Origin of the sequence: Rhodococcus olei, from assembly GCF_039540555.1 — a bacterium.
In the GTDB taxonomy this organism is placed as follows: Bacteria; Actinomycetota; Actinomycetes; order Mycobacteriales; family Mycobacteriaceae; genus Rhodococcus_G; species Rhodococcus_G olei.
On sequence record NZ_BAABFB010000018.1, the window covers coordinates 86,459 to 104,592 of the forward strand.

Consider the following 18,134-nt stretch of genomic DNA (forward strand, 5'->3'; position numbering starts at 1 on the left):
ACATGCCGATCGGTATCGGAGCAGATCACGAGGCGCTCGCCGACGCGCTCACCCGATTCGCTGCGCGAGAGACGCCCGTGCAGCGGACCCGGACCCGGTTCGCGGAACTCGGTCGTGGGGAGCTGCCGGACCACTGGAAACAGCTTGTGGAGATGGGGATTCCGTCGCTGCACATACCCGAGGCGTTCGACGGCGCCGGCGCGGGATTGCTGGAACTGGCGGTTGCGCTGGAACAGTCGGGCCACGGGTTGGTCCCCGGTCCGCTGCTCGCGACGGTGACGGCGAGTGCGGTGATCCGGACGTACGGCACCGATGCCGCGCACACGACCCTGTTGCCGCGCTTCGCGGCGGGCGCGACCGGTGCGTGCGCGCTCGACTCCGGCACGGTCACGCTCGAAGGAGACGGCGACGAGGTCATCGCGTCGGGCACGACGGTTCCCGTCCTCGGTGCCGTCGGTGCGGACATCCTGGTGCTCGCAGGCCGGTGCGACGAGAAACCCGTGTGGTTCGTGGTTCCCTCCGGCGCACAGGGCGTCGGTCGCGTCGCCGAGGAGGGTGTCGACCCGACCCGCGACATCGGACGGATTCACCTGTCGGAAACGAGAATTCCGGCGGACCACATCCTCGGGGCGTTGCCCGGGGAAGTGGGCGCGCTCGCGACCGTGCTCCAGTGTGCCGAGGCCGTCGGCATCGCCCGCTGGGCGCAGGAGACCAGCCTCGCGTACACGAAGATCCGCGAGCAGTTCGGGAGGCCGATCGGCACCTTCCAGGCGATCAAGCACAAGTGTGCGCAGCTGTTCATCCGTGTCGAGGTGATGACCAGCGCGGTGTGGGATGCCGCGACGGCCGCGGACAGCGGGGACCGAGAACAGGCGGCTCTGACCGCGGCCCGTGCGGCGACCGTGTGCCGACGTGAGGCCGCGGATGTGGTCCTGGACTGCCTGACTTTGCTCGGTGGCATCGGCAACACCTGGGAGCACGACATCCACCTGTACTGGCGGCGGGCGGTGAGCCTGCTCGCGCTGGGCGGATCGCAGGACGAGTGGGCCAGGAGCGCAGGCGAGTTGGCACTGACCATCGAGCGGCACGCGGCACCCGGGGTCGAGGATCGCCCCGAGTTCCGGGCCCGGGTCGCCGCGACGATCGCGGAGGCCACGCAGCTCGGCGCGCGGGCGGCGCGCGTGCTCCTCGCCGATCGTGGCCTCGTCTCCCCGCACTATCCCGAGCCGTACGGACTGGGCGCGGACACCGCCGGTCAGCTGATCATCGCCGAGGAGTTCGACCGTGCCGGCCTGCCGCAGCCGACGACCGTCATCGGCGAGTGGGCGTTGCCGTCGATCCTTCGGTACGGCACCGACGAGCAGATGGAGCGCCTGGTCGCGCCGACCCTGCGCGGTGAGATCGTGTGGTGCCAGTTGTTCTCGGAGCCCGGTGCCGGCTCCGATCTCGCCTCGCTGACGACGTTCGCCACCAAGGTCGACGGCGGCTGGCGCGTCGACGGCAGCAAGGTGTGGACGTCCAGGGCGCACGAGGCGCACTGGGGAATCTGCCTGGCCCGCACCGACCGCGAGGCGCCCAAGCATCGCGGCATCAGCTTCTTCCTCGTCGACATGACCGCACCGGGCGTCGAGGTCCGGCCTCTGCGGGAGGCCAACGGCGACCGGATGTTCAACGAGGTCGCCCTCGGTGGGGTGTTCGTCCCGGACGCCGATCTGGTGGGCGCGCCGGGGGAGGGCTGGAAGGTGGCCCGGACGACGCTCGCGAACGAGCGGGTCGCGATGGGGACCACGCCCGTCGCGGGACGGCACCGCTTCGATCCGATCGAGGTGGTGCGTGGTCTCGACCCGGCGACCCGGCACGACGCGCTGCCTGCGCTCGGCCGGATCACGGCCGCCACGGGTGCGCTGGACGCGCTGGCCCACCGCAGCGTTCTCAAGCGCCTGTCCGGACTGAACCCGGGAGTCGAGGCGAGCGCGCTCAAGGCCGCGTCGGCGCGGCACATCACCGACGCCACCGCACAGGTGCTCGAGTGGTTCGGGCCGGAAGCAGCGGTGGGCAGCCTGGGGCCGGGTGTGACCGGGGGAGGGCGCGCGGCGAAGGCGTATCTGTCGACGCCGTCGCTGCTGATCGGCGGCGGTACCCTGGAGATCCAGCTGAACGTCATCTCCGAGCAGATCCTCGGGCTGCCACGGGAACCGCGAGTGACCGGTGGCCGCCTCGACGGTCGCACCGCGCACACCTGAGGTCGGCGTCACGATGGAACCGGGACGAGGCGCATTCCGTTCCGGGTGGGTGTCTCGTGCCTGCCACGAACGCGACGGCGGCGGACTGGGTGGTGCCGGCATGACGACTAGGCTGCCCTCGTGACCGAATCCGTTGCCGCGCCACTGAGCCCCGACGACATGACCGACGCACAGCGTCGGCGTCGGCGGCACCTGACCGACACGGTGATCGAGATGCTCGCCGAGACGAGCCCGGACCGGATCCAGATGCGTGAGGTGTCCGAGCGGTCGGGGGTGGCGCTCGGCACGCTGTACCGGTACTTTCCGGCCAAGCAGCACCTGCTCGCGGCCTCGATGGTCGCGTGGAACGACATTCTCGCCGAACGGCTGGCCGAGGAACGCGAGTCGGGTCGACGCGGTCACACCGGGTCGGTGCTCGAGCGCGTCCTGGACCTCTACACGCGGCAGATGAAGGCGTTCCAGCGCGGCCCGAACTTCGCCCGGCTCGAGGTCGAACTGCAGACCTCCGACGACCCCTATGTCCGGGACACCCTCGACGAGCGTTCCGCCGTCAACCGGACGGCGCTCTTCGGGCTGATGGACGGTGTGCCCGCCGAACGTGCACGGCTCGCGTCGCTGTCGATCGGCAGCACCATGCTGAACTCCCTGGTGCTGTGGACCACCGGAAGGATCGGGTTCCCCGAGGCCCTGCGCAACGTCCAGGATGTGTCGCGGCTGGTCCTCGGGGACTACGCGTGAGCGCTCGGAAGACCCGGGGTGGCCCGTGTTCTCCGTGAGCAGGCGGCAGCCTGTTGCCCATTCACCCGGACCTCGGCGAGCCGAGCGCCGTTGAGCCGCGTCGGGATCGGCCGACATCCTCGCGCGGGTGTCGGCGCGGCGAGCGGAACGACACCCACGATCTCTCCACCGCCGTGGCCGGGATGCCGGTGCTCGCGGCGCCGACGGGCGTCGACGGGACTCGCCCGTTGGAGTGGCGACCTCGATGCGGTCCGTACGGTCGTACTCGGCCGATGGCGCGTGCGCCCGGACGCCGATGAAGACGAGAACGGAATTCCGGTGGCTCCGTCTTCCATCCAGTGAGACCGGGCAATTGTTCGTGCCGTATTCCCGTGTATCAAGAATCACGTTCTAGTTGTGTTCGCGATGCGCGAGGAGGACTGCAATGGGCACACCGGTGATCGTGGATGCGGCGAGGTCGCCGATCGGGCGGCGCGGCGGTTGGCTGTCCGGCCTGCACGCGGCCGAGCTTCTCGGTGCCGTTCAGTCGGGGCTGCTCGAGCGGCTGAACCTCGACCCGACGGTCGTCGAGCAGGTGATCGGCGGCTGTGTCACCCAGGCGGGGGAGCAGGCCTCGAACGTCAGTCGCAACGCGTGGCTGCATGCGGGTCTGCCGGAGCGGACGGGCGTGACGACCATCGACGCCCAGTGCGGTTCCGGACAGCAGTCGGTGCACCTGATCGCTGCCCAGATCGCCGCCGGCGTCATCGATGCGGGCATGGCGTGCGGTGTCGAGGCGATGTCCCGGGTGCCTCTGCTGTCCAACATCAGCGGCGATGTCGGCAGCCCCAAGCCCGCGGGCTGGACCGTGGACATCCCGGCCCAGTTCGAGGGCGCCGATCGGATCGCGCGCCGCCGGGGATTCACGCGCGCGGACCTCGACGCGTTCGGTCTCAGGTCGCAGCAGCGCGCCGCGGCGGCGTGGGAAGACGGCCGCTTCGACCGCCAGATCATTCCGGTGAAGGCGCCCGGGGCGGACGGCGCGGCACCCGACGTGGTGTCCCGCGACCAGGGCCTGCGGGAGACGTCGACGGAGGCGCTCGCGCGTCTGAACCCCGTCCTCGACGGGGGCCTGCACACCGCGGGTACCTCGTCCCAGATCTCCGACGGCGCCGCCGCCGCGGTGCTCATGGACGAGGCGCGTGCGCGCGATCTCGGTCTGCGGCCGCGGGCCGGAATTGTCGCGCAGTGCCTGATCGGCGCCGAGACGCACTTCCTCCTCGACGGCCCGGTACAGGCGACCGAGTACCTGCTCGCGCGAACCGGCCTGTCCGTCAGGGACATCGACCTCTTCGAGGTCAACGAGGCGTTCGCGGCCGTGCCGATGTCGATGGCCCGCGTCCACGGCGTGGACGAGGACCGGCTGAACGTGGGCGGTGGCGCCATCGCACTCGGCCACCCGGTCGGGGCGTCGGGTGTCCGGCTGATCGCGGCGGTGGTCGACGAACTCGAGCGTCGCGACGCCGAACGCGCCCTCGTCGCGGTCTGTGCGGGTGGTGCCATGGCGACCGGAGCGATCATCGAGCGCGTGTGACCCGATCGACCCTCCTCCGAAAGGGGCAGAGATGTCCGACCCTCGTCGCGCGTCGGATGCGCGAACGGACGCCGTCGCACGACTCACCGCGCCCGGCGGCGCCTTCGAGATCGTCGAGGAGCGGGTGCGTGGCGCGGCGATGCCGGTGTTCCGCAACAGGTGCCGGTCCCTGCGTCGATTACTCGTCGATTCCGCCCGCTACGGCGATGCCGAGTACCTGGTGTGCGACGACCTCCGGCTGACCTTCGCCGAACACCTCGACCGGGTCGCGTCACTCGCTCACGAGATGCGCTCCCGATACGGCGTCGCGAAGGGCGACCGCGTTGCGATCCTGTCCGCCAACAATGCCGAATGGATCACGACCTTCTGGGCCGCGACCGCGCTCGGTGCGGTCACCGTGGGGATGAACTCGCTGTGGTCGGCCCGTGAGATCTCGTACGGTGTGCGGCTTTCGGAACCGAGCCTCGTCGTCGCGGACGCTCCTCGCCGGAAGTTGCTCGGTGCGGTGACCGTCCCGGTTCTGTCCGTCGAGGACGACATCCCGGCGCTGTCGACGGCCTGCCGGGGTGCCGAGGTGCCTGCACTCGAGGTGGACGAGGACGATCCCGCGGTCGTCCTCTTCACCAGCGGTACGACCGGTCGGCCCAAGGGCGCCACGCACTCGCAGCGGAACATGGTGGCCGCGGTCGATTTCCACCGGTTCAACGACGCACTCGCTGCCGAACTGGGTCGAGCGCCGACCGGCCGGCGATTTCTGCTCGCGACACCGCTCTTCCACATCGCGGCCCTGCACAACCTCGCCGTTCCCCGCCTCGCCGTCGGCGACACCGCGGTGATCGCCACCGGTCGGTTCGACATCGACCGGGTCCTGCGGCTCGTCGAGCGGGAGCGTCTCACCAACTGGGGCGCCGTCCCCACCATGGTGAGCCGGCTCGTCGAGCACGGCGATCTCTCCGCGTACGATCTCTCGTCGCTGCAGACGATCTCGATCAGTTCGGCGCCGTCGTCCGTCGCGCTGAAGGACAGGCTCCGGGCGACGCTGCCTGCGGCGGGGCGATCCCTCGGAACCTCCTACGGCCTGACCGAGTCGTCGTCGGCGGCGACCCTGGCGACGGCCGCGGACCTGGTGGAGCGTCCGGGCACCGTCGGAACCGCCGTGCCCACGATGCGGGTCGAGGTTCGGGACGAGCACGGTGGCCGGGTCCCGGACGGTGTCGAGGGCGAGATCCACGTGCGGGGTCCGCTCGTCATGCTCGGCTACTGGAACAACCCGGAAGCGACCGCGGCGGCGATCGACGACACCGGCTGGATGCGCACCGGCGACCTGGGCGTCATGGAGGACGAATACCTCCGGATCAGCAGTCGCCGTTCCGATCTGATTCTCCGTGGCGGTGAGAACGTCTACCCGGCCGAGGTCGAGGACGTGCTCGCGGAGCATCCACGGGTGCGTGAGTGCATCGTTCTGGGAACCGAGCATCACGACTACGGCGAGGAGGTCTGTGCCGTGGTGGTCCGGTCGCCGGACGTGGAGGTGACCGAAGAGGATCTGATCGGGTACATGTCCGGGCGGATTGCGCGATACAAGATCCCCACCAGGTGGATCTTCCGGACCGACGAACTGCCGCGCAACGCCACCGGCAAGGTCAAGCGGGTGGACGTCCTGGCCGCCCTGCAGTAGTCCGACTGCGCGAACACCCGGCCTCTGCGTGTCGTGTACGTCCGCACCGAGGAGGGCAAGGCTCGCTTGCTGCCGCACATGGCCGAGGGCAACCGGCCAGGACGGAGTCGGCGCCCGCGGTCGCCGTGCTCGCCGTCGACACCGAGTTCCACGAGCACATTCCGGTTCTGCTGCCGTTCCGGCCGGAGACGAAGGAGTGCTACGGCTGCGCCGAGGCCGCGCGCCGCGGCGGGGCGCTTCGACATCGGCCATCCGGGCGTCGACCCCTGGTTCGACCGTCTGCCGCGACTGGACCACGACGACGTGATCACCTGCGCCTGACCCGTCCGGACCGAACGCAGCGGCACCCACGCCGGTCCGGTGGGGTGCCGCTGCGGGGCGACGGCCGAGATCAGGGGGTGTCGACGTGGCCACCCGGGTGCCGCGCGAATCGGCCCGCGTCGGCCGCGTGCACCGGGTCGTCCGCGGGCCACGGCCAGCCGCCGAACCCGGTCCGGCGGTAGTCGTCGAACGCCTCCTGCAGTCCGGCGGCGTCGTTCATCACGAACGGGCCGTGCTGGGCGACCGGTTCACCGATCGGCCGGCCCTGCAGCAGCAGGATCCTGATGCCGCCCTCGCCGGCGGTGAGTGTCACCGGGGCGGTGGCGTCGAGGAGGACACCGGTGCCGGTCGCGATGTCGCGGGAACCGACCCGGACCGACGATCCGGCGTACACGTACAGCACGCGGTGGGTGTCGGGTCCGGACGCGGCGGGGAGTTCGAACTCGGCGCCGGACGCGAGGTCCAGGTGCCAGATGGCGAGGTCGGACGCGCCGTTCGACGCCCACGACTCCGGTGGCGGCGCGAGCGGATCGACGTCGCCGAGGCGGCCCGCGATCACGGTCACCGCGGTGGCCCGTCCGGCGGAGTCCGCGCGGCGCACCGTCGGGGTGTGCTCGTGCCAGAACATCGAGAAGTGCGGGTCGGCCGTCTTCGAGGCGGCCGGCAGGTTCAGCCAGATCTGGAACAGTTCGAGGGGGTTCGGTTCCTCGCGGTCGAGCAGCGGGAACATCTCCGAGTGCGAGACGCCGCGGCCGGTGGTCAGCCACTGGGTGTCGCCGTCGCCGTAGCGCGCGGTCGCGCCGAGCGAGTCGGCGTGGTCGACGATGCCCTGACGGACGTGCGTGACGGTCTCGAAGCCGCGGTGCGGGTGTTGGGGGAATCCGGGCACGGTGCGGCCGTGGTACATGTTCCAGCCCGCCGGGTTGCCGAAGTCCCGGCCGAGCGGCCGGTCGGCGACCGACGTGTCGGGGCCGAGGTCGGCGGCCCCCGCCGGGTACTCGTCGCGGTGGTAGGCGACGAAGAGGAACGGGTCGACGGCCTGCCACGGTGAACCGAGCCGGAACACCTGGCGGACGGAATCAGTGGTACTCATGCAAGTTTCAACTAACCGCTCGATGTGGTGATTCCCGGATGGTGAGCCGCCGCGGCGCGGCGCATCGGCACGTGGTCGATACCGGCCTCGACGTAGCCCGGCCCGGTGCGGACGAAACCGAATCGGCCGTACCAGGATTCGAGGTACGCCTGGGCGGAGATCTCCACGTCGCCCCGGCAGGTCGCGAGCGCGGCCTCGAGCAGCGCGCTCGCGAGCCCGCGGCCCCGCGCGGACGAGGCCGTCGCGACCCGGCCGATGTGCGCGACCGGACCGTCCGCCAGGACACGCAGCGTCGCGACCACCTCGTCGTCGTCCTCGGTCCAGAACAGGGTGGTCGTCGGCTCGAGGTCGCGGCCGTCGAGTTCGGGTTCGCAGACGATGCGCTGCTCGTGGACGAACACCTCGAACCGCAATCGGATGATCCGGTACAGCGTGGCCGGGCCGATGCGGTCGAGCGGTGCGTGGCGAATGACGGGCACCGCTTCATCGTAGGAACGTCAGGACGCCTCGGGCGGTCGGCGCAGCTCGATCAGCTCGGTCAGGAAGTGCCGGGCCGCGGTGGCGGCACGCTCGGGGTCGCCGTCGATCACGGACTGCACCAGTTCGTCGTGTTCACGCTCGAACGAGTTCGTCTCGTCCACCGGGTGGCCGGTGACGATCTGTTCGATGGTCGGGAGCAGCGAGTCGTAGAACTCGAGGTAGACCTCGTTGTGGCTGGCCGCGACGATCGCCCGGTGCAGCGCGACGTCGGCGGCAACCGTGGCCCTCCGCTCGTCCGGGGTCATCGGCGCCTGGGTCCGCCACAACCGGTTGCGGCGCTCCAGCAGCGCGCGGAGGTTCTCGACGTCGGTGTCGTCGCGGCGGCGGGCGGCGAGCGCGGCCGCGGTGACGTCGAGTGCCTGGCGCAGTTCGAGCACGTCCCGCTCGTGCGCCGAGGCGAAGTACTTGCCGAGCGTCCCGCCGAGGTCGCTGGTCGCGATCACGTACGTCCCCGACCCCTGGCGCCGCTCGAGCATCCCGGCGTGCACGAGCGCCTGGACGGCCTCACGAACCGTGTTGCGTCCGGTGCCGGTCAGTTCGGCGAGCTCCGGTTCGGTCGGAATTCGGGCTCCGACCGGCCACCGTCCGGCCGTGATCTCCCCGCGGAGTTGCTCGGTGACCTGCGCGATCAGGCTGGTTCGTCGGACGGGTTGCACGGCGACCTTTCTTCGGTGGGTGGGGCTCGGGGCAGCATAATCGTTTGCCCCCATTCATCCAGTCATCCTATGATTTCAGGGCCCTGTGTTCACAGGGTGCAACCAACGGAGATTTCGGGGTGAGCGGTGACGGTGCAGGAGATGCCGGCGGCGGAGGAGACGGAACGGCCGAAGACGAGCGCGAAGTCGGTGTTCGCGGGCCGGGTCGCCGTCCTCGTCGCGATCGTGCTCTCGGCTCTCACCCTGCGGATCGCGGTCACCTCCCTGACACCGCTGCTCGACGAGATCGGGTCCGAGATCGGGTTCGACTCCGCGATCGTCGGTGTGTTCGGCATGCTGCCCACCGCGATGTTCGCGGTCTCCGGACTGCTCACCCCGCGCCTGACCGGGCGGTTCGGGCTCGAACAGGTGGCGCTGGCGGCGATGGTGATGACCGCGGTCGGCCTGGGCACCCGCGCGGTGATGTCCGGCACCGCGGGCCTGCTGGCGTTCTCCGCGCTCGCGCTCGGCGGCATGGGCATCGGCAACGTCGTGATCCCGCCGCTGGTCAAGCGGTACTTCTCCGACCGCCTCGGCGCGGTGAGCACCGTCTACATCCTGTGCGTCCAGATCGGCACGATGGTGCCCGCCGCGGTCGCGGTCCCGGCCGCCGAGGCGTTCGACTGGCGGGTCTCGCTCGGCATGTGGACGCTGCTGCCGGTCGCCGCCGCGCTGCCGTGGATCTCGGTGATCGCCTCCCGCCGCGGCCGCGACACCCGCGACGGCACCGCGGCGCCGTCCGCGGACGCCGCCGGTCCGCGAGGCCAGGTGTGGCGTTCGCCGGTGGCCTGGGGCATGGCCGGGATGTTCGGCATGACCTCGCTGATCACGTACTCGATGTTCACGTGGATCCCGAAGATCCTCGCCGAGGCCGGCGCGAGCGCCGGGTTCGGCGGATCGATGGTCGCACTGTTCAGCGCGGTCGGTTTCATCGCCGCGGTCGGGGCCCCGTCGCTGTGCATCCGCATCGCCAACCCGTACCCGGTGGTGCTCGCGTGCGGCGTCAGCTACCTGATCGGATTCGCCGGGCTGCTGTGGGCACCGATGGCCGCTCCGGTGCTGTGGATCGTCGCGGTCGGTCTCGGCCCGAGCACGTTCCCGATGTCGTTGACGCTGATCAACCTGCGCACCCGGACCGGCGCCGGCTCGGCCGCCCTGTCCGGGTTCACCCAGGGCCTCGGCTACGCGGTGGCCTGCATCGGACCCCTGATGTTCGGTGTGCTGCACGACGTCACCAGCGGCTGGACGTGGCCGTTCGTGCTGCTGCTCGGCGCGGTCGCGGTGGTCATGGTGGCGGGGTACGTCGCGTGCAAGCCGCGCTACCTCGAGGACTCGTGGGGCGCCCCGACCGCCTGAGGCGGCCTGCGTCACACCGTGTAACGCCGCGTTCACCTGCGCAAACGCCCTCACACACCGGGTGAGTGGTTCGTGAGAGCAAGTTCATTGCGGGGTCATTGACGGCAGCACCGAGGCAACATCGCCCTCGTAGTTTTCGGGTCACCCAATCCAACGAGGAGGCCCGGTGACCACACGCTCGGACGACGCCACGGCAACCGCCGGCGGGTTCGCGACCCCCGTTCCGACGCCCAAGCACTACATCGCGCACTGGGACGCCGAGGACGTCGACGCCTGGGAGGCCGGCGGCAAGGACATCGCCAAGCGCAACCTGATCTGGTCGGTGATCGCCGAACACGTCGGCTTCTCCGTCTGGTCGATCTGGTCGGTGATGGTCCTGTTCATGCCGGTCGGCGTCTACGGCATCGACGCGGCGGGCAAGTTCTTCCTGGTCGCGGTCCCGACCCTGGTCGGCGCGGTGCTGCGCATCCCGTACACCGTCGCCACCGCCCGGTTCGGCGGCCGGAACTGGACGGTCTTCAGCGCGCTGGTGCTGACGGTGCCGCTGCTCGCCACGCTGTACCTGATGCTCAATCCCGGCTTCTCGTACACCACGTTCCTGCTGGTGGCCGCGCTCGCCGGTGTCGGCGGCGGCAACTTCGCGTCGTCGATGACCAACATCAACGCCTTCTACCCGCAGCGGCTCAAGGGCTGGGCGCTGGGCCTGAACGCCGGTGGCGGCAACATCGGAGTCCCGCTGATCCAGCTGATCGGCCTGATCGTCATCGCCACCGTCGGAAACACCGACGCGTGGATCGTGTGCGCGATCTACCTCGTCCTGTGTGGTGTCGCCGCCGTCGGTGCGGCGCTGTTCATGGACAACCTCGGCAACCAGACCGCCGACCTGCGGGCGATGGGCCGGGCCCTGAAGTTCCGCGACTCCTGGGTCATCGCGTTCCTCTACATCGGCACGTTCGGCTCGTTCATCGGCTACAGCTTCGCGTTCGGCCAGGTCATGCAGATCAACTTCCTCGCAGGCGGCGACGCCCCGGCGCAGGCGGCGCTGCACACCGCCCAGATCGCGTTCATCGGCCCGCTGCTCGGCTCGATCGCCCGTCCGATCGGCGGCAAGCTCGCCGACCGGATCGGCGGCGGCCGGATCACCCTGTACACGTTCGCGGCGATGACGCTCGCGGCCGGTGTGCTGGTCACCGCCAGCGTGCTCGACGACCGCACACCCGGCGCCGCGGGCACCGGCATCCTGACCGCGCTGGTCCTCGGGTTCATCGCACTGTTCCTGCTGTCCGGTATCGGCAACGGCTCGGTGTACAAGATCATCCCGTCGATCTTCGAGGCCAAGGCGCAGGGACTGGACCACCTCGACGCCGAGCAGAAGGCGACCTGGTCGCGGAACATGTCCGGCGCGTTGATCGGATTCGCCGGCGCCATCGGCGGACTCGGCGGAGTGGGCATCAACCTGGTGCTGCGCGCGTCGTACAGCAGCCCGGCCAAGTCCGCCACGATGGCGTTCTGGGTGTTCCTCGGCTTCTACGTGGTCTGCATGCTCGTCACCTGGGTGGTGTTCCTTCGCCGTCCCAGCGAGCGCGAGGTCGCGGCCAAGTCTCCGGTGCTGGTCACCGACTAGAAGGCGGTCCCCATGCTGGTCTCCACCCCCACCCACTGTCCCTACTGCGGGCTGCAGTGCGCGATGACGATCACGCATGAGACGGCCGCGAGCACCGCCCCCGCAATTCCGGGGGGCACCGTAACCGTGACCGGTCGCAGCTTCCCGACCAACCGGGGCGGGCTGTGCCAGAAGGGCTGGACCAGCGCGGAGCTGCTCCGCAACCCGGATCGGCTGATCGCCCCGCTGGTGCGGCGGGGTGGTCGGCTGCGGCCGACGACCTGGGAGCACGCGCTCGGCGTCGTCGCCGACGGTGTCGAGTCGGTGCGTGCCGAGCACGGACCGGACGCGGTGGCCGTCTTCGGCGGCGGCGGGTTGACCAACGAAAAGGCCTACCAGTTGGGCAAATTCGCCCGGGTGGCGCTGGGCACGTCGAACGTCGACTACAACGGCCGGTTCTGCATGTCGTCGGCGGCCGCGGCCGCAGGCCGTGCCTTCGGGCTCGACCGCGGCCTGCCGTTCCCGGTCCGCGACCTCACCGCGGCCTGCGCGATCCTGCTGCTCGGCGGCAATGTCGCCGAGACCATGCCGCCGTTCCTCGGCCACCTCCAGGCCGCCGCCGATGCCGGCGGCCTGATCGTCGCCGACCCGCGACGCACCGCGACCGTGGAGCGGGCACTGTCCGGGGGCGGCATCCACCTCCAGTTGCGGCCCGGCACCGACCTGCCGCTCGCGCTGGGGCTGCTGCACATCGCGGTCACGGACGGCCGGATCGACCGCGACTACATCGCCGACCGCACGGAGGGCTTCGAGGACGCCTGGCTCGCCGCCGCGCAGTGGTGGCCGGAGCGGACCGAGCGGGTCACCGGGGTGTCCGTCACGCAGCTGCGCAGGACGGTCGAGATCCTCTGGCGGGCACGGCAATCCGACACCGGCGCCTACATCCTCACCGCCCGGGGTGCGGAGCAGCACGCATCCGGGACCGACGCCGTGTCCGCGGTGATCAACCTGGCGCTGGCGCTGGGACTGCCGGGTCGCCGGGGCAGTGGGTACGGCCCGATCACCGGGCAGGGCAACGGGCAGGGCGGACGCGAGCACGGCCAGAAGGCCGACCAGCTCCCCGGATACCGCAAGATCACCGACCCCGCCGCCCGCGCCCACGTCGCACGGGTGTGGGGCGTGGACCCGGAGTCGTTGCCCGGCCCCGGCCGCAGCGCCTACGAGCTGCTCGACGCGCTCGGCACCCCCGACGGGCCCCGGGCCCTGATGGTGCACGGCGCGAACGTTGCCGTCTCCGCGCCGCGCGCAGGCCACGTCGTCGAACGGCTCGCCGCGCTCGACCTGCTGGTGGTGTCCGACTTCCTGCTCTCGGAGACCGCGGCGATGGCGGACGTCGTGCTGCCGGTGCTGCAGTGGGCGGAGGAGGAGGGCACGATCACCAGCCTCGAGGGCCGGGTCCTGCGCCGCCGCCGGGCGGTGCCCGCCCCGACCGGTCCGCGGTCCGAACTCGACGTACTCGCCGACCTGGCGGGCCGGCTCGGCCAGCCGGTGGGCCGGTTCCGGACCGACCCGCAGGCGGTGTTCGAGGAACTGCGCGCCGCGTCCGCGGGCGGGCCCGCCGACTACTCGGGCATCAGCTACCCGCGGCTCGACTCCGGGGAGGACGTGCACTGGCCGTGCCCGGCGGGCCCGGACGCGGGTGTCCGGCACCCCGGCACCCCGCGGCTGTTCCTGGACCGCTTCGCCACCGACAACGGACGTGCCCGGTTCGTCGCGGTCGAGCACGGGGGTCCGGCCGAGTCCGTCGACGCCGCGTTCCCGCTCGTCGCGACCACGGGGCGGGTGCTCGCGCACTACCAGTCCGGCGCGCAGACCCGCCGGATCGACGAGCTGTCGACCGCCGCGGGTCCGATGTTCGTGCAGGTGCACCCGGACACCGCGACCCGCATGGGAGTGGTCGACGGGCAGCCGGCGGCGGTGCGCAGCCGGCGCGGCCGGACGCTCGCGACGGTGCGGTGCGACGAGGGGATGCGCCTGGACACGGTGTTCCTGCCGTTCCACTTCGCCGGCGACGAGCGGGCGAACCTGCTGACCAATCCCGCACTCGACCCGACGAGCCGGATGCCCGAGTTCAAGGCGTGCGCGGTGACCCTGGAACCCGCGGTTTCCGCGGCCACCGCGGTCGAGAAGGGGGCGGTGGCATGATCGGCGACCCGGGGAGAACCCGAATCGTGGTGGTGGGCAACGGGATGGCCGGTGCCCGTGTGGCCGAGGAGCTGCGCAGGCGCGACCCCGACCAGGCCCGTGTCGACGTGCTGGTGATCGGCGGCGAGCCGCACCCGGCCTACAACCGGATCCTGCTGTCGAACGTGCTCGCCGGGTCGATCACCGCCCGCGACACCCGGCTCAAGCCGGACGGCTGGTGGGACCGGCACGGCGTCGTCGTGCGCTCCGGCGTGCACGTCACCGGCATCGACGTCGCCGCCCGCACCGTGTCCTGCGACGACGGCAGCGAAACCCGGTACGACGAACTGATCCTCGCGACCGGCAGCCGCTCGTTCCTGCCGCCGGTCGCAGGCGCCGTCCATCCGGACGGGACCCTGGCGGACGGGGTGGCGGCGTTTCGCACGATCGGCGACTGCGAGCGGATCGTCGCTGCCGCGACCCCGGGCGGCCGGGCCGTCGTCCTCGGCGCGGGCCTGCTCGGCCTGGAGGCGGCTCGCGGTCTGCTGATGCGCGGAATGGACGTCACGGTGGTGCACCCCAAGGGCTTTCCGATGGAACGCCAGCTCGACGCCGGGGCCGGCGCGGTGCTGGTGCGGGTGCTGACCGAACTCGGCATGACGATGGTCCTGGGAAGGCGGGCGGTGGCCCGCGACGGCGACGCGGTGGTTCTCGACGACGGCACCCGGCTGCCGGCCGACCTGCTGGTGCTCTCCGCCGGCATCCGGCCCGAGGTGGAGCTGGCGCGGGCGGCGGGCCTCGACGTCGACGCGGCGATCGTCGTCGACGACCACCTGCGCACGAGCGCCGCGCACGTGTCCGCGATCGGGGAGTGCGCCCAGCACCGCGGCGAGGTGTACGGCCTGGTGCAGCCGGGATGGGAGCAGGCCGACGTCGTCGCCGAGCGGCTCGCCGGGCAGGACCGGTTCGCCCGCTACGACGGCACCGCGAACGTCACCCGGCTCAAGGCCCACGACATCGACCTGGCGTCGATGGGGGAGGTCGACGCCGACCTGCACTGCCCGCACCACGAGGTGCTCACCGTCGCCGACCCGACCCGCGGCCGGTACGCGAAGCTCGTCGTCCGCGACGACAGGGTGGTCGGGGCCGTGCTGCTGGGCAACCCGGACGTCGTCGGCGCACTGACCCAGCTGTTCGACGCGCAGCTGCCGGTGCCTGCGGATCGGATGTCCCTGCTGATCGGCCGCGGCGGTTGCGGGGGCGGTGCCGAGATCGCCGGTCCCGCGGTGATGCCCGGCTCGGCCGTGATCTGCCGCTGCAACTCGGTCACGAAGGCGCAGCTGACCGCGTCGTGGAAGCAGGGCGCCCGATCGGTCGCGGCCATGGCCGCCGCGACCCGGGCCACCACCGGATGCGGCGGCTGCGGTTCCGCGGTGCAGGGCATCTGCGAGTGGCTGCGCCTGTCGGACCCACCGGAACCGGACACGCACGAAGAACGATCGATCGAGGAAGAAGGTGCGGCATGAGCCACAAGTCTGTCGTGGTCGTGGGCCACGGAATGGTCGGACACCGGTTCGTCGAGGCGCTGCGGGCGCGGGACGAGGCGGGGCAGTGGCGGATCACCGTCCTGTGCGGGGAGGCGCTGCCGGCGTACGACCGCGTCGGGCTGTCGTCGTACGTCGGATCGTGGGACGCGAAGGAACTCGCGCTCGCCGGCAACGACTACGCCGGGGACGCCCTGGTCGACCTGCGGACCGGGGTCCGCGCCACCGCCGTCGACCGCGACGCCCGCACGGTCACCACCTCGGGTGGCGACACCCTCGGGTACGACGCCCTGGTGATGGCCACCGGCTCCTACGCGTTCGTGCCGCCGGTGCCCGGCCACGACCGGCCGGAATGCTTCGTCTACCGCACCATCGACGACCTCGACGGCATCCGCGCCCGCGCCGAGCAGGCCGGTCCGGGAGCCGTCGGTGTCGTGGTCGGCGGCGGGTTGCTCGGCCTCGAGGCCGCGAACGCGCTGCGTCTGATGGGGATGACGCCGCACGTCGTGGAGTTCGCGCCGCGTCTGATGCCGCTGCAGGTCGACGAGGGCGGTGGCGCGCTGCTCGCCCGCCTCGTCGAGGGCCTCGGGGTCACCGTGCACACCGGCGTCGGGACCGCGGGGATCGCCGACGGGCCGGAGGGGATCAGCGTCGAGCTGTCCGACGGGTCCGTGATCGACGCGGCGCTGCTGGTGTTCTCCGCCGGTATCCGCCCGCAGGACCAGCTCGCCCGGGATGCCGGGCTCGACGTCGGGCCGCGCGGCGGGATCGTCACCGACCTCGGCTGCCGCACCTCCGACGAGGCGATCTACGCGGTCGGCGAGTGCGCCGCCGTCGAGGGCACCTGCTACGGCCTGGTCGCGCCCGGCTACACGACCGCGGAGGTGGTCGCGGACCGGATCCTCGGCGGCGCGGCGGAGTTCCCCGGCGCGGACCTGTCCACCAAGCTCAAGCTGATGGGCGTCGACGTCGCCAGCTTCGGTGACGCACACGCGGAGCAGCCCGGTGCGCTCGAGGTCGTGCTGAGCGACGCCGCGAAGGGCACCTACGCCAAGCTCGTCGTGTCCGACGACGCGAAGACCCTGCTCGGCGGCATCCTGGTCGGCGACGCGTCCCCGTACTCGTCGCTGCGTCCGCTGGTCGGCCGGGAACTGCCGGGGGACCCGGCGGCGCTGATCTCGCCGGCGGGGGAGAAGCCCGGCGCCGGGTCGCTGCCCGACGACGCCGAGGTGTGCTCGTGCAACGCGGTCACGAAGGGCGCCATCTGCGGCGCGATCGCGGACGGCGCCTGCGACATCGCGGCGGTCAAGGCGTGCACCAACGCCGGGACGACCTGCGGCGGCTGCCTCCCGACGGTCAAGCAGCTGCTCGCGTCGTCCGGCGTGGTGCTCAGCAAGGCGCTGTGCGAGCACTTCGAGCAGTCCCGCGCCGAACTGTTCCAGATCGTCCAGGCCACCGGCACCCGCACCTTCTCGGCCCTGATCGCCAAGTACGGCAAGGGATCCGGCTGCGACATCTGCAAGCCCGTGGTCGCGTCGATCCTCGCCTCCACCGATTCGGACCACATCCTGCACCGGCAGCAGGCCGGCCTGCAGGACACCAACGACCACTTCCTGGCGAACATCCAGAAGAACGGCACCTACTCGGTGGTGCCGCGGATGCCCGGCGGCGAGTGCACACCCGAGCAGCTGATCGTGATCGGCGAGGTGGCCCGGGACTTCGGCCTGTACGTCAAGATGACCGGCGGACAGCGGATCGACCTGTTCGGTGCCCGCGTCGAGCAGCTGCCTGCGATCTGGCGCCGGCTCGTCGACGCCGGCATGGAATCCGGTCAGGCGTACGGCAAGTCGCTGCGCACCGTGAAGAGCTGCGTCGGCTCCACCTGGTGCCGGTACGGCGTGCAGGACTCGGTCGGCATGGCCGTCGACCTGGAGCTGCGGTACCGCGGTCTGCGCTCGCCGCACAAGCTCAAGTTCGGCGTCTCCGGGTGCGCCCGTGAGTGCGCCGAGGCACGGGGCAAGGACGTCGGCGTGATCGCGACCGAGAGCGGCTGGAACCTCTACGTCTGCGGCAACGGGGGGCAGTCGCCCAAGCACGCGCAGCTGCTTGCCGGCGGCCTCGACGACGCCACCCTGCGGGCGTACATCGACCGGTTCCTGATGTTCTACATCCGCACCGCGGACCGGCTGCAGCGCACCGCGCCGTGGCTCGAGGCGATGGAGGGCGGGCTGGACCACCTGCGGGCCGTGGTCTGCGACGACAGCCTCGGCATCGCCGCCGAACTCGAGTCCGCGATGGCCCGGCACGTCGAGGGCTACCGCGACGAGTGGGCCGGGGTGCTCGAGGACCCGGAGAAGCTCTCGCGTTTCGTCTCGTTCGTCAACGCACCCGAGGAGGCCGACCCGACCGTCGTGTTCGACGACTCCGGGGCCCGCAAGGCGCCGGTCCTGATCGGCCTGCCCGTGATGCCGATCTGACCAGGGCGTTCGCGAGGGTCCTTACCGCGAGGGAATCGGGCCTTAACGCCGGGGTAACACCCGGTCCGTAGAAATTGAGGCCAGCAGTT

12 protein-coding genes are annotated in these 18,134 nt (G+C 71.3%); 9 read left to right on the plus strand and 3 right to left on the minus strand.

The features are described from left to right. Nucleotides 1-2: 2 nt before the first annotated feature. The 4 genes from ABD951_RS03530 to casG all read left to right on the plus strand — a co-directional run bounded on the left by ABD951_RS03530 (nucleotide 3) and on the right by casG (nucleotide 6,232). Nucleotides 3-2,243, plus strand: coding sequence for an acyl-CoA dehydrogenase family protein (locus ABD951_RS03530; protein WP_345342205.1), 2,241 nt, complete (start codon nucleotides 3-5; stop codon nucleotides 2,241-2,243). Between the two features lie 159 nt (nucleotides 2,244-2,402). Continuing rightward, on the plus strand, nucleotides 2,403-2,981 hold the full coding sequence (locus tag ABD951_RS03535) for a TetR family transcriptional regulator (protein WP_425569764.1): 579 nt from the start codon (nucleotides 2,403-2,405) through the stop codon (nucleotides 2,979-2,981). Between the two features lie 424 nt (nucleotides 2,982-3,405). Next, nucleotides 3,406-4,554 (plus strand): steroid 3-ketoacyl-CoA thiolase, encoded by a 1,149-nt coding sequence (locus ABD951_RS03540; RefSeq protein WP_345342209.1) that lies wholly within the window; start codon nucleotides 3,406-3,408, stop codon nucleotides 4,552-4,554. 31 nt (nucleotides 4,555-4,585) lie between these two features. Beyond that, the gene (gene casG, locus ABD951_RS03545) at nucleotides 4,586-6,232 is read left to right on the plus strand and encodes a steroid-24-oyl-CoA synthetase (RefSeq protein WP_345342211.1); all 1,647 of its coding nucleotides are present in this window, start codon (nucleotides 4,586-4,588) and stop codon (nucleotides 6,230-6,232) included. Nucleotides 6,233-6,623: 391 nt separating this feature from the next. Here casG and ABD951_RS03550 read toward each other — a convergent pair whose 3' ends face one another. Genes ABD951_RS03550 through ABD951_RS03560 form a run of 3 tightly spaced genes read right to left on the minus strand, consistent with a single transcriptional unit; the run spans nucleotide 6,624 to nucleotide 8,842 of the window. Continuing rightward, on the minus strand, nucleotides 6,624-7,646 hold the full coding sequence (locus tag ABD951_RS03550; RefSeq protein ID WP_345342213.1) for a pirin family protein: 1,023 nt from the start codon (nucleotides 7,644-7,646) through the stop codon (nucleotides 6,624-6,626). Nucleotides 7,647-7,657: 11 nt separating this feature from the next. Continuing rightward, complete coding sequence (locus tag ABD951_RS03555; protein WP_345342215.1) at nucleotides 7,658-8,125, minus strand: GNAT family N-acetyltransferase; 468 nt, start codon at nucleotides 8,123-8,125, stop codon at nucleotides 7,658-7,660. Nucleotides 8,126-8,143: 18 nt separating this feature from the next. Beyond that, nucleotides 8,144-8,842, minus strand: coding sequence for a FadR/GntR family transcriptional regulator (locus tag ABD951_RS03560; protein WP_345342217.1), 699 nt, complete (start codon nucleotides 8,840-8,842; stop codon nucleotides 8,144-8,146). A gap of 141 nt (nucleotides 8,843-8,983) precedes the next feature. Here ABD951_RS03560 and ABD951_RS03565 point away from each other — a divergent pair, with 141 nt between their 5' ends. The 5 genes from ABD951_RS03565 (at nucleotide 8,984) to nirB (ending at nucleotide 18,045) form a co-directional block, all read left to right on the plus strand. Continuing rightward, entirely contained in the window at nucleotides 8,984-10,237 is a 1,254-nt protein-coding gene (locus tag ABD951_RS03565) for an MFS transporter (RefSeq protein WP_345342239.1), read from the plus strand. Nucleotides 10,238-10,478: 241 nt separating this feature from the next. After that, the gene (locus ABD951_RS03570; protein ID WP_345342241.1) at nucleotides 10,479-11,861 is read left to right on the plus strand and encodes an MFS transporter; all 1,383 of its coding nucleotides are present in this window, start codon (nucleotides 10,479-10,481) and stop codon (nucleotides 11,859-11,861) included. Nucleotides 11,862-11,873: 12 nt separating this feature from the next. After that, nucleotides 11,874-14,045, plus strand: coding sequence for a molybdopterin oxidoreductase family protein (locus ABD951_RS03575; protein ID WP_345342219.1), 2,172 nt, complete (start codon nucleotides 11,874-11,876; stop codon nucleotides 14,043-14,045). Next, on the plus strand, nucleotides 14,042-15,550 hold the full coding sequence (locus ABD951_RS03580; protein WP_345342221.1) for an FAD-dependent oxidoreductase: 1,509 nt from the start codon (nucleotides 14,042-14,044) through the stop codon (nucleotides 15,548-15,550). Before ABD951_RS03575 ends, ABD951_RS03580 begins: the two co-directional genes overlap by 4 nt. After that, nucleotides 15,547-18,045 carry a nitrite reductase large subunit NirB gene (gene nirB, locus ABD951_RS03585; RefSeq protein WP_345342223.1) on the plus strand — a complete coding sequence of 833 codons (2,499 nt, stop codon included), beginning with the start codon at nucleotides 15,547-15,549 and terminating at the stop codon, nucleotides 18,043-18,045. Before ABD951_RS03580 ends, nirB begins: the two co-directional genes overlap by 4 nt. Nucleotides 18,046-18,134: the final 89 nt, after the last annotated feature.

Excerpts from the sequence above, each read along its gene's own strand:
- ABD951_RS03530 (WP_345342205.1), top strand. The coding sequence starts at position 3 with ATGCCGATCGGTATCGGAGCAGATCACGAGGCGCTCGCCGACGCGCTC.
- ABD951_RS03535 (WP_425569764.1), top strand. The coding sequence starts at position 2,403 with ATGACCGACGCACAGCGTCGGCGTCGGCGGCACCTGACCGACACGGTG.
- ABD951_RS03540 (WP_345342209.1), top strand. The coding sequence starts at position 3,406 with ATGGGCACACCGGTGATCGTGGATGCGGCGAGGTCGCCGATCGGGCGG.
- casG (WP_345342211.1), top strand. The coding sequence starts at position 4,586 with ATGTCCGACCCTCGTCGCGCGTCGGATGCGCGAACGGACGCCGTCGCA.
- ABD951_RS03550 (WP_345342213.1), bottom strand. The coding sequence starts at position 7,646 with ATGAGTACCACTGATTCCGTCCGCCAGGTGTTCCGGCTCGGTTCACCG.
- ABD951_RS03565 (WP_345342239.1), top strand. The coding sequence starts at position 8,984 with ATGCCGGCGGCGGAGGAGACGGAACGGCCGAAGACGAGCGCGAAGTCG.
- ABD951_RS03575 (WP_345342219.1), top strand. The coding sequence starts at position 11,874 with ATGCTGGTCTCCACCCCCACCCACTGTCCCTACTGCGGGCTGCAGTGC.
- ABD951_RS03580 (WP_345342221.1), top strand. The coding sequence starts at position 14,042 with ATGATCGGCGACCCGGGGAGAACCCGAATCGTGGTGGTGGGCAACGGG.
- nirB (WP_345342223.1), top strand. The coding sequence starts at position 15,547 with ATGAGCCACAAGTCTGTCGTGGTCGTGGGCCACGGAATGGTCGGACAC.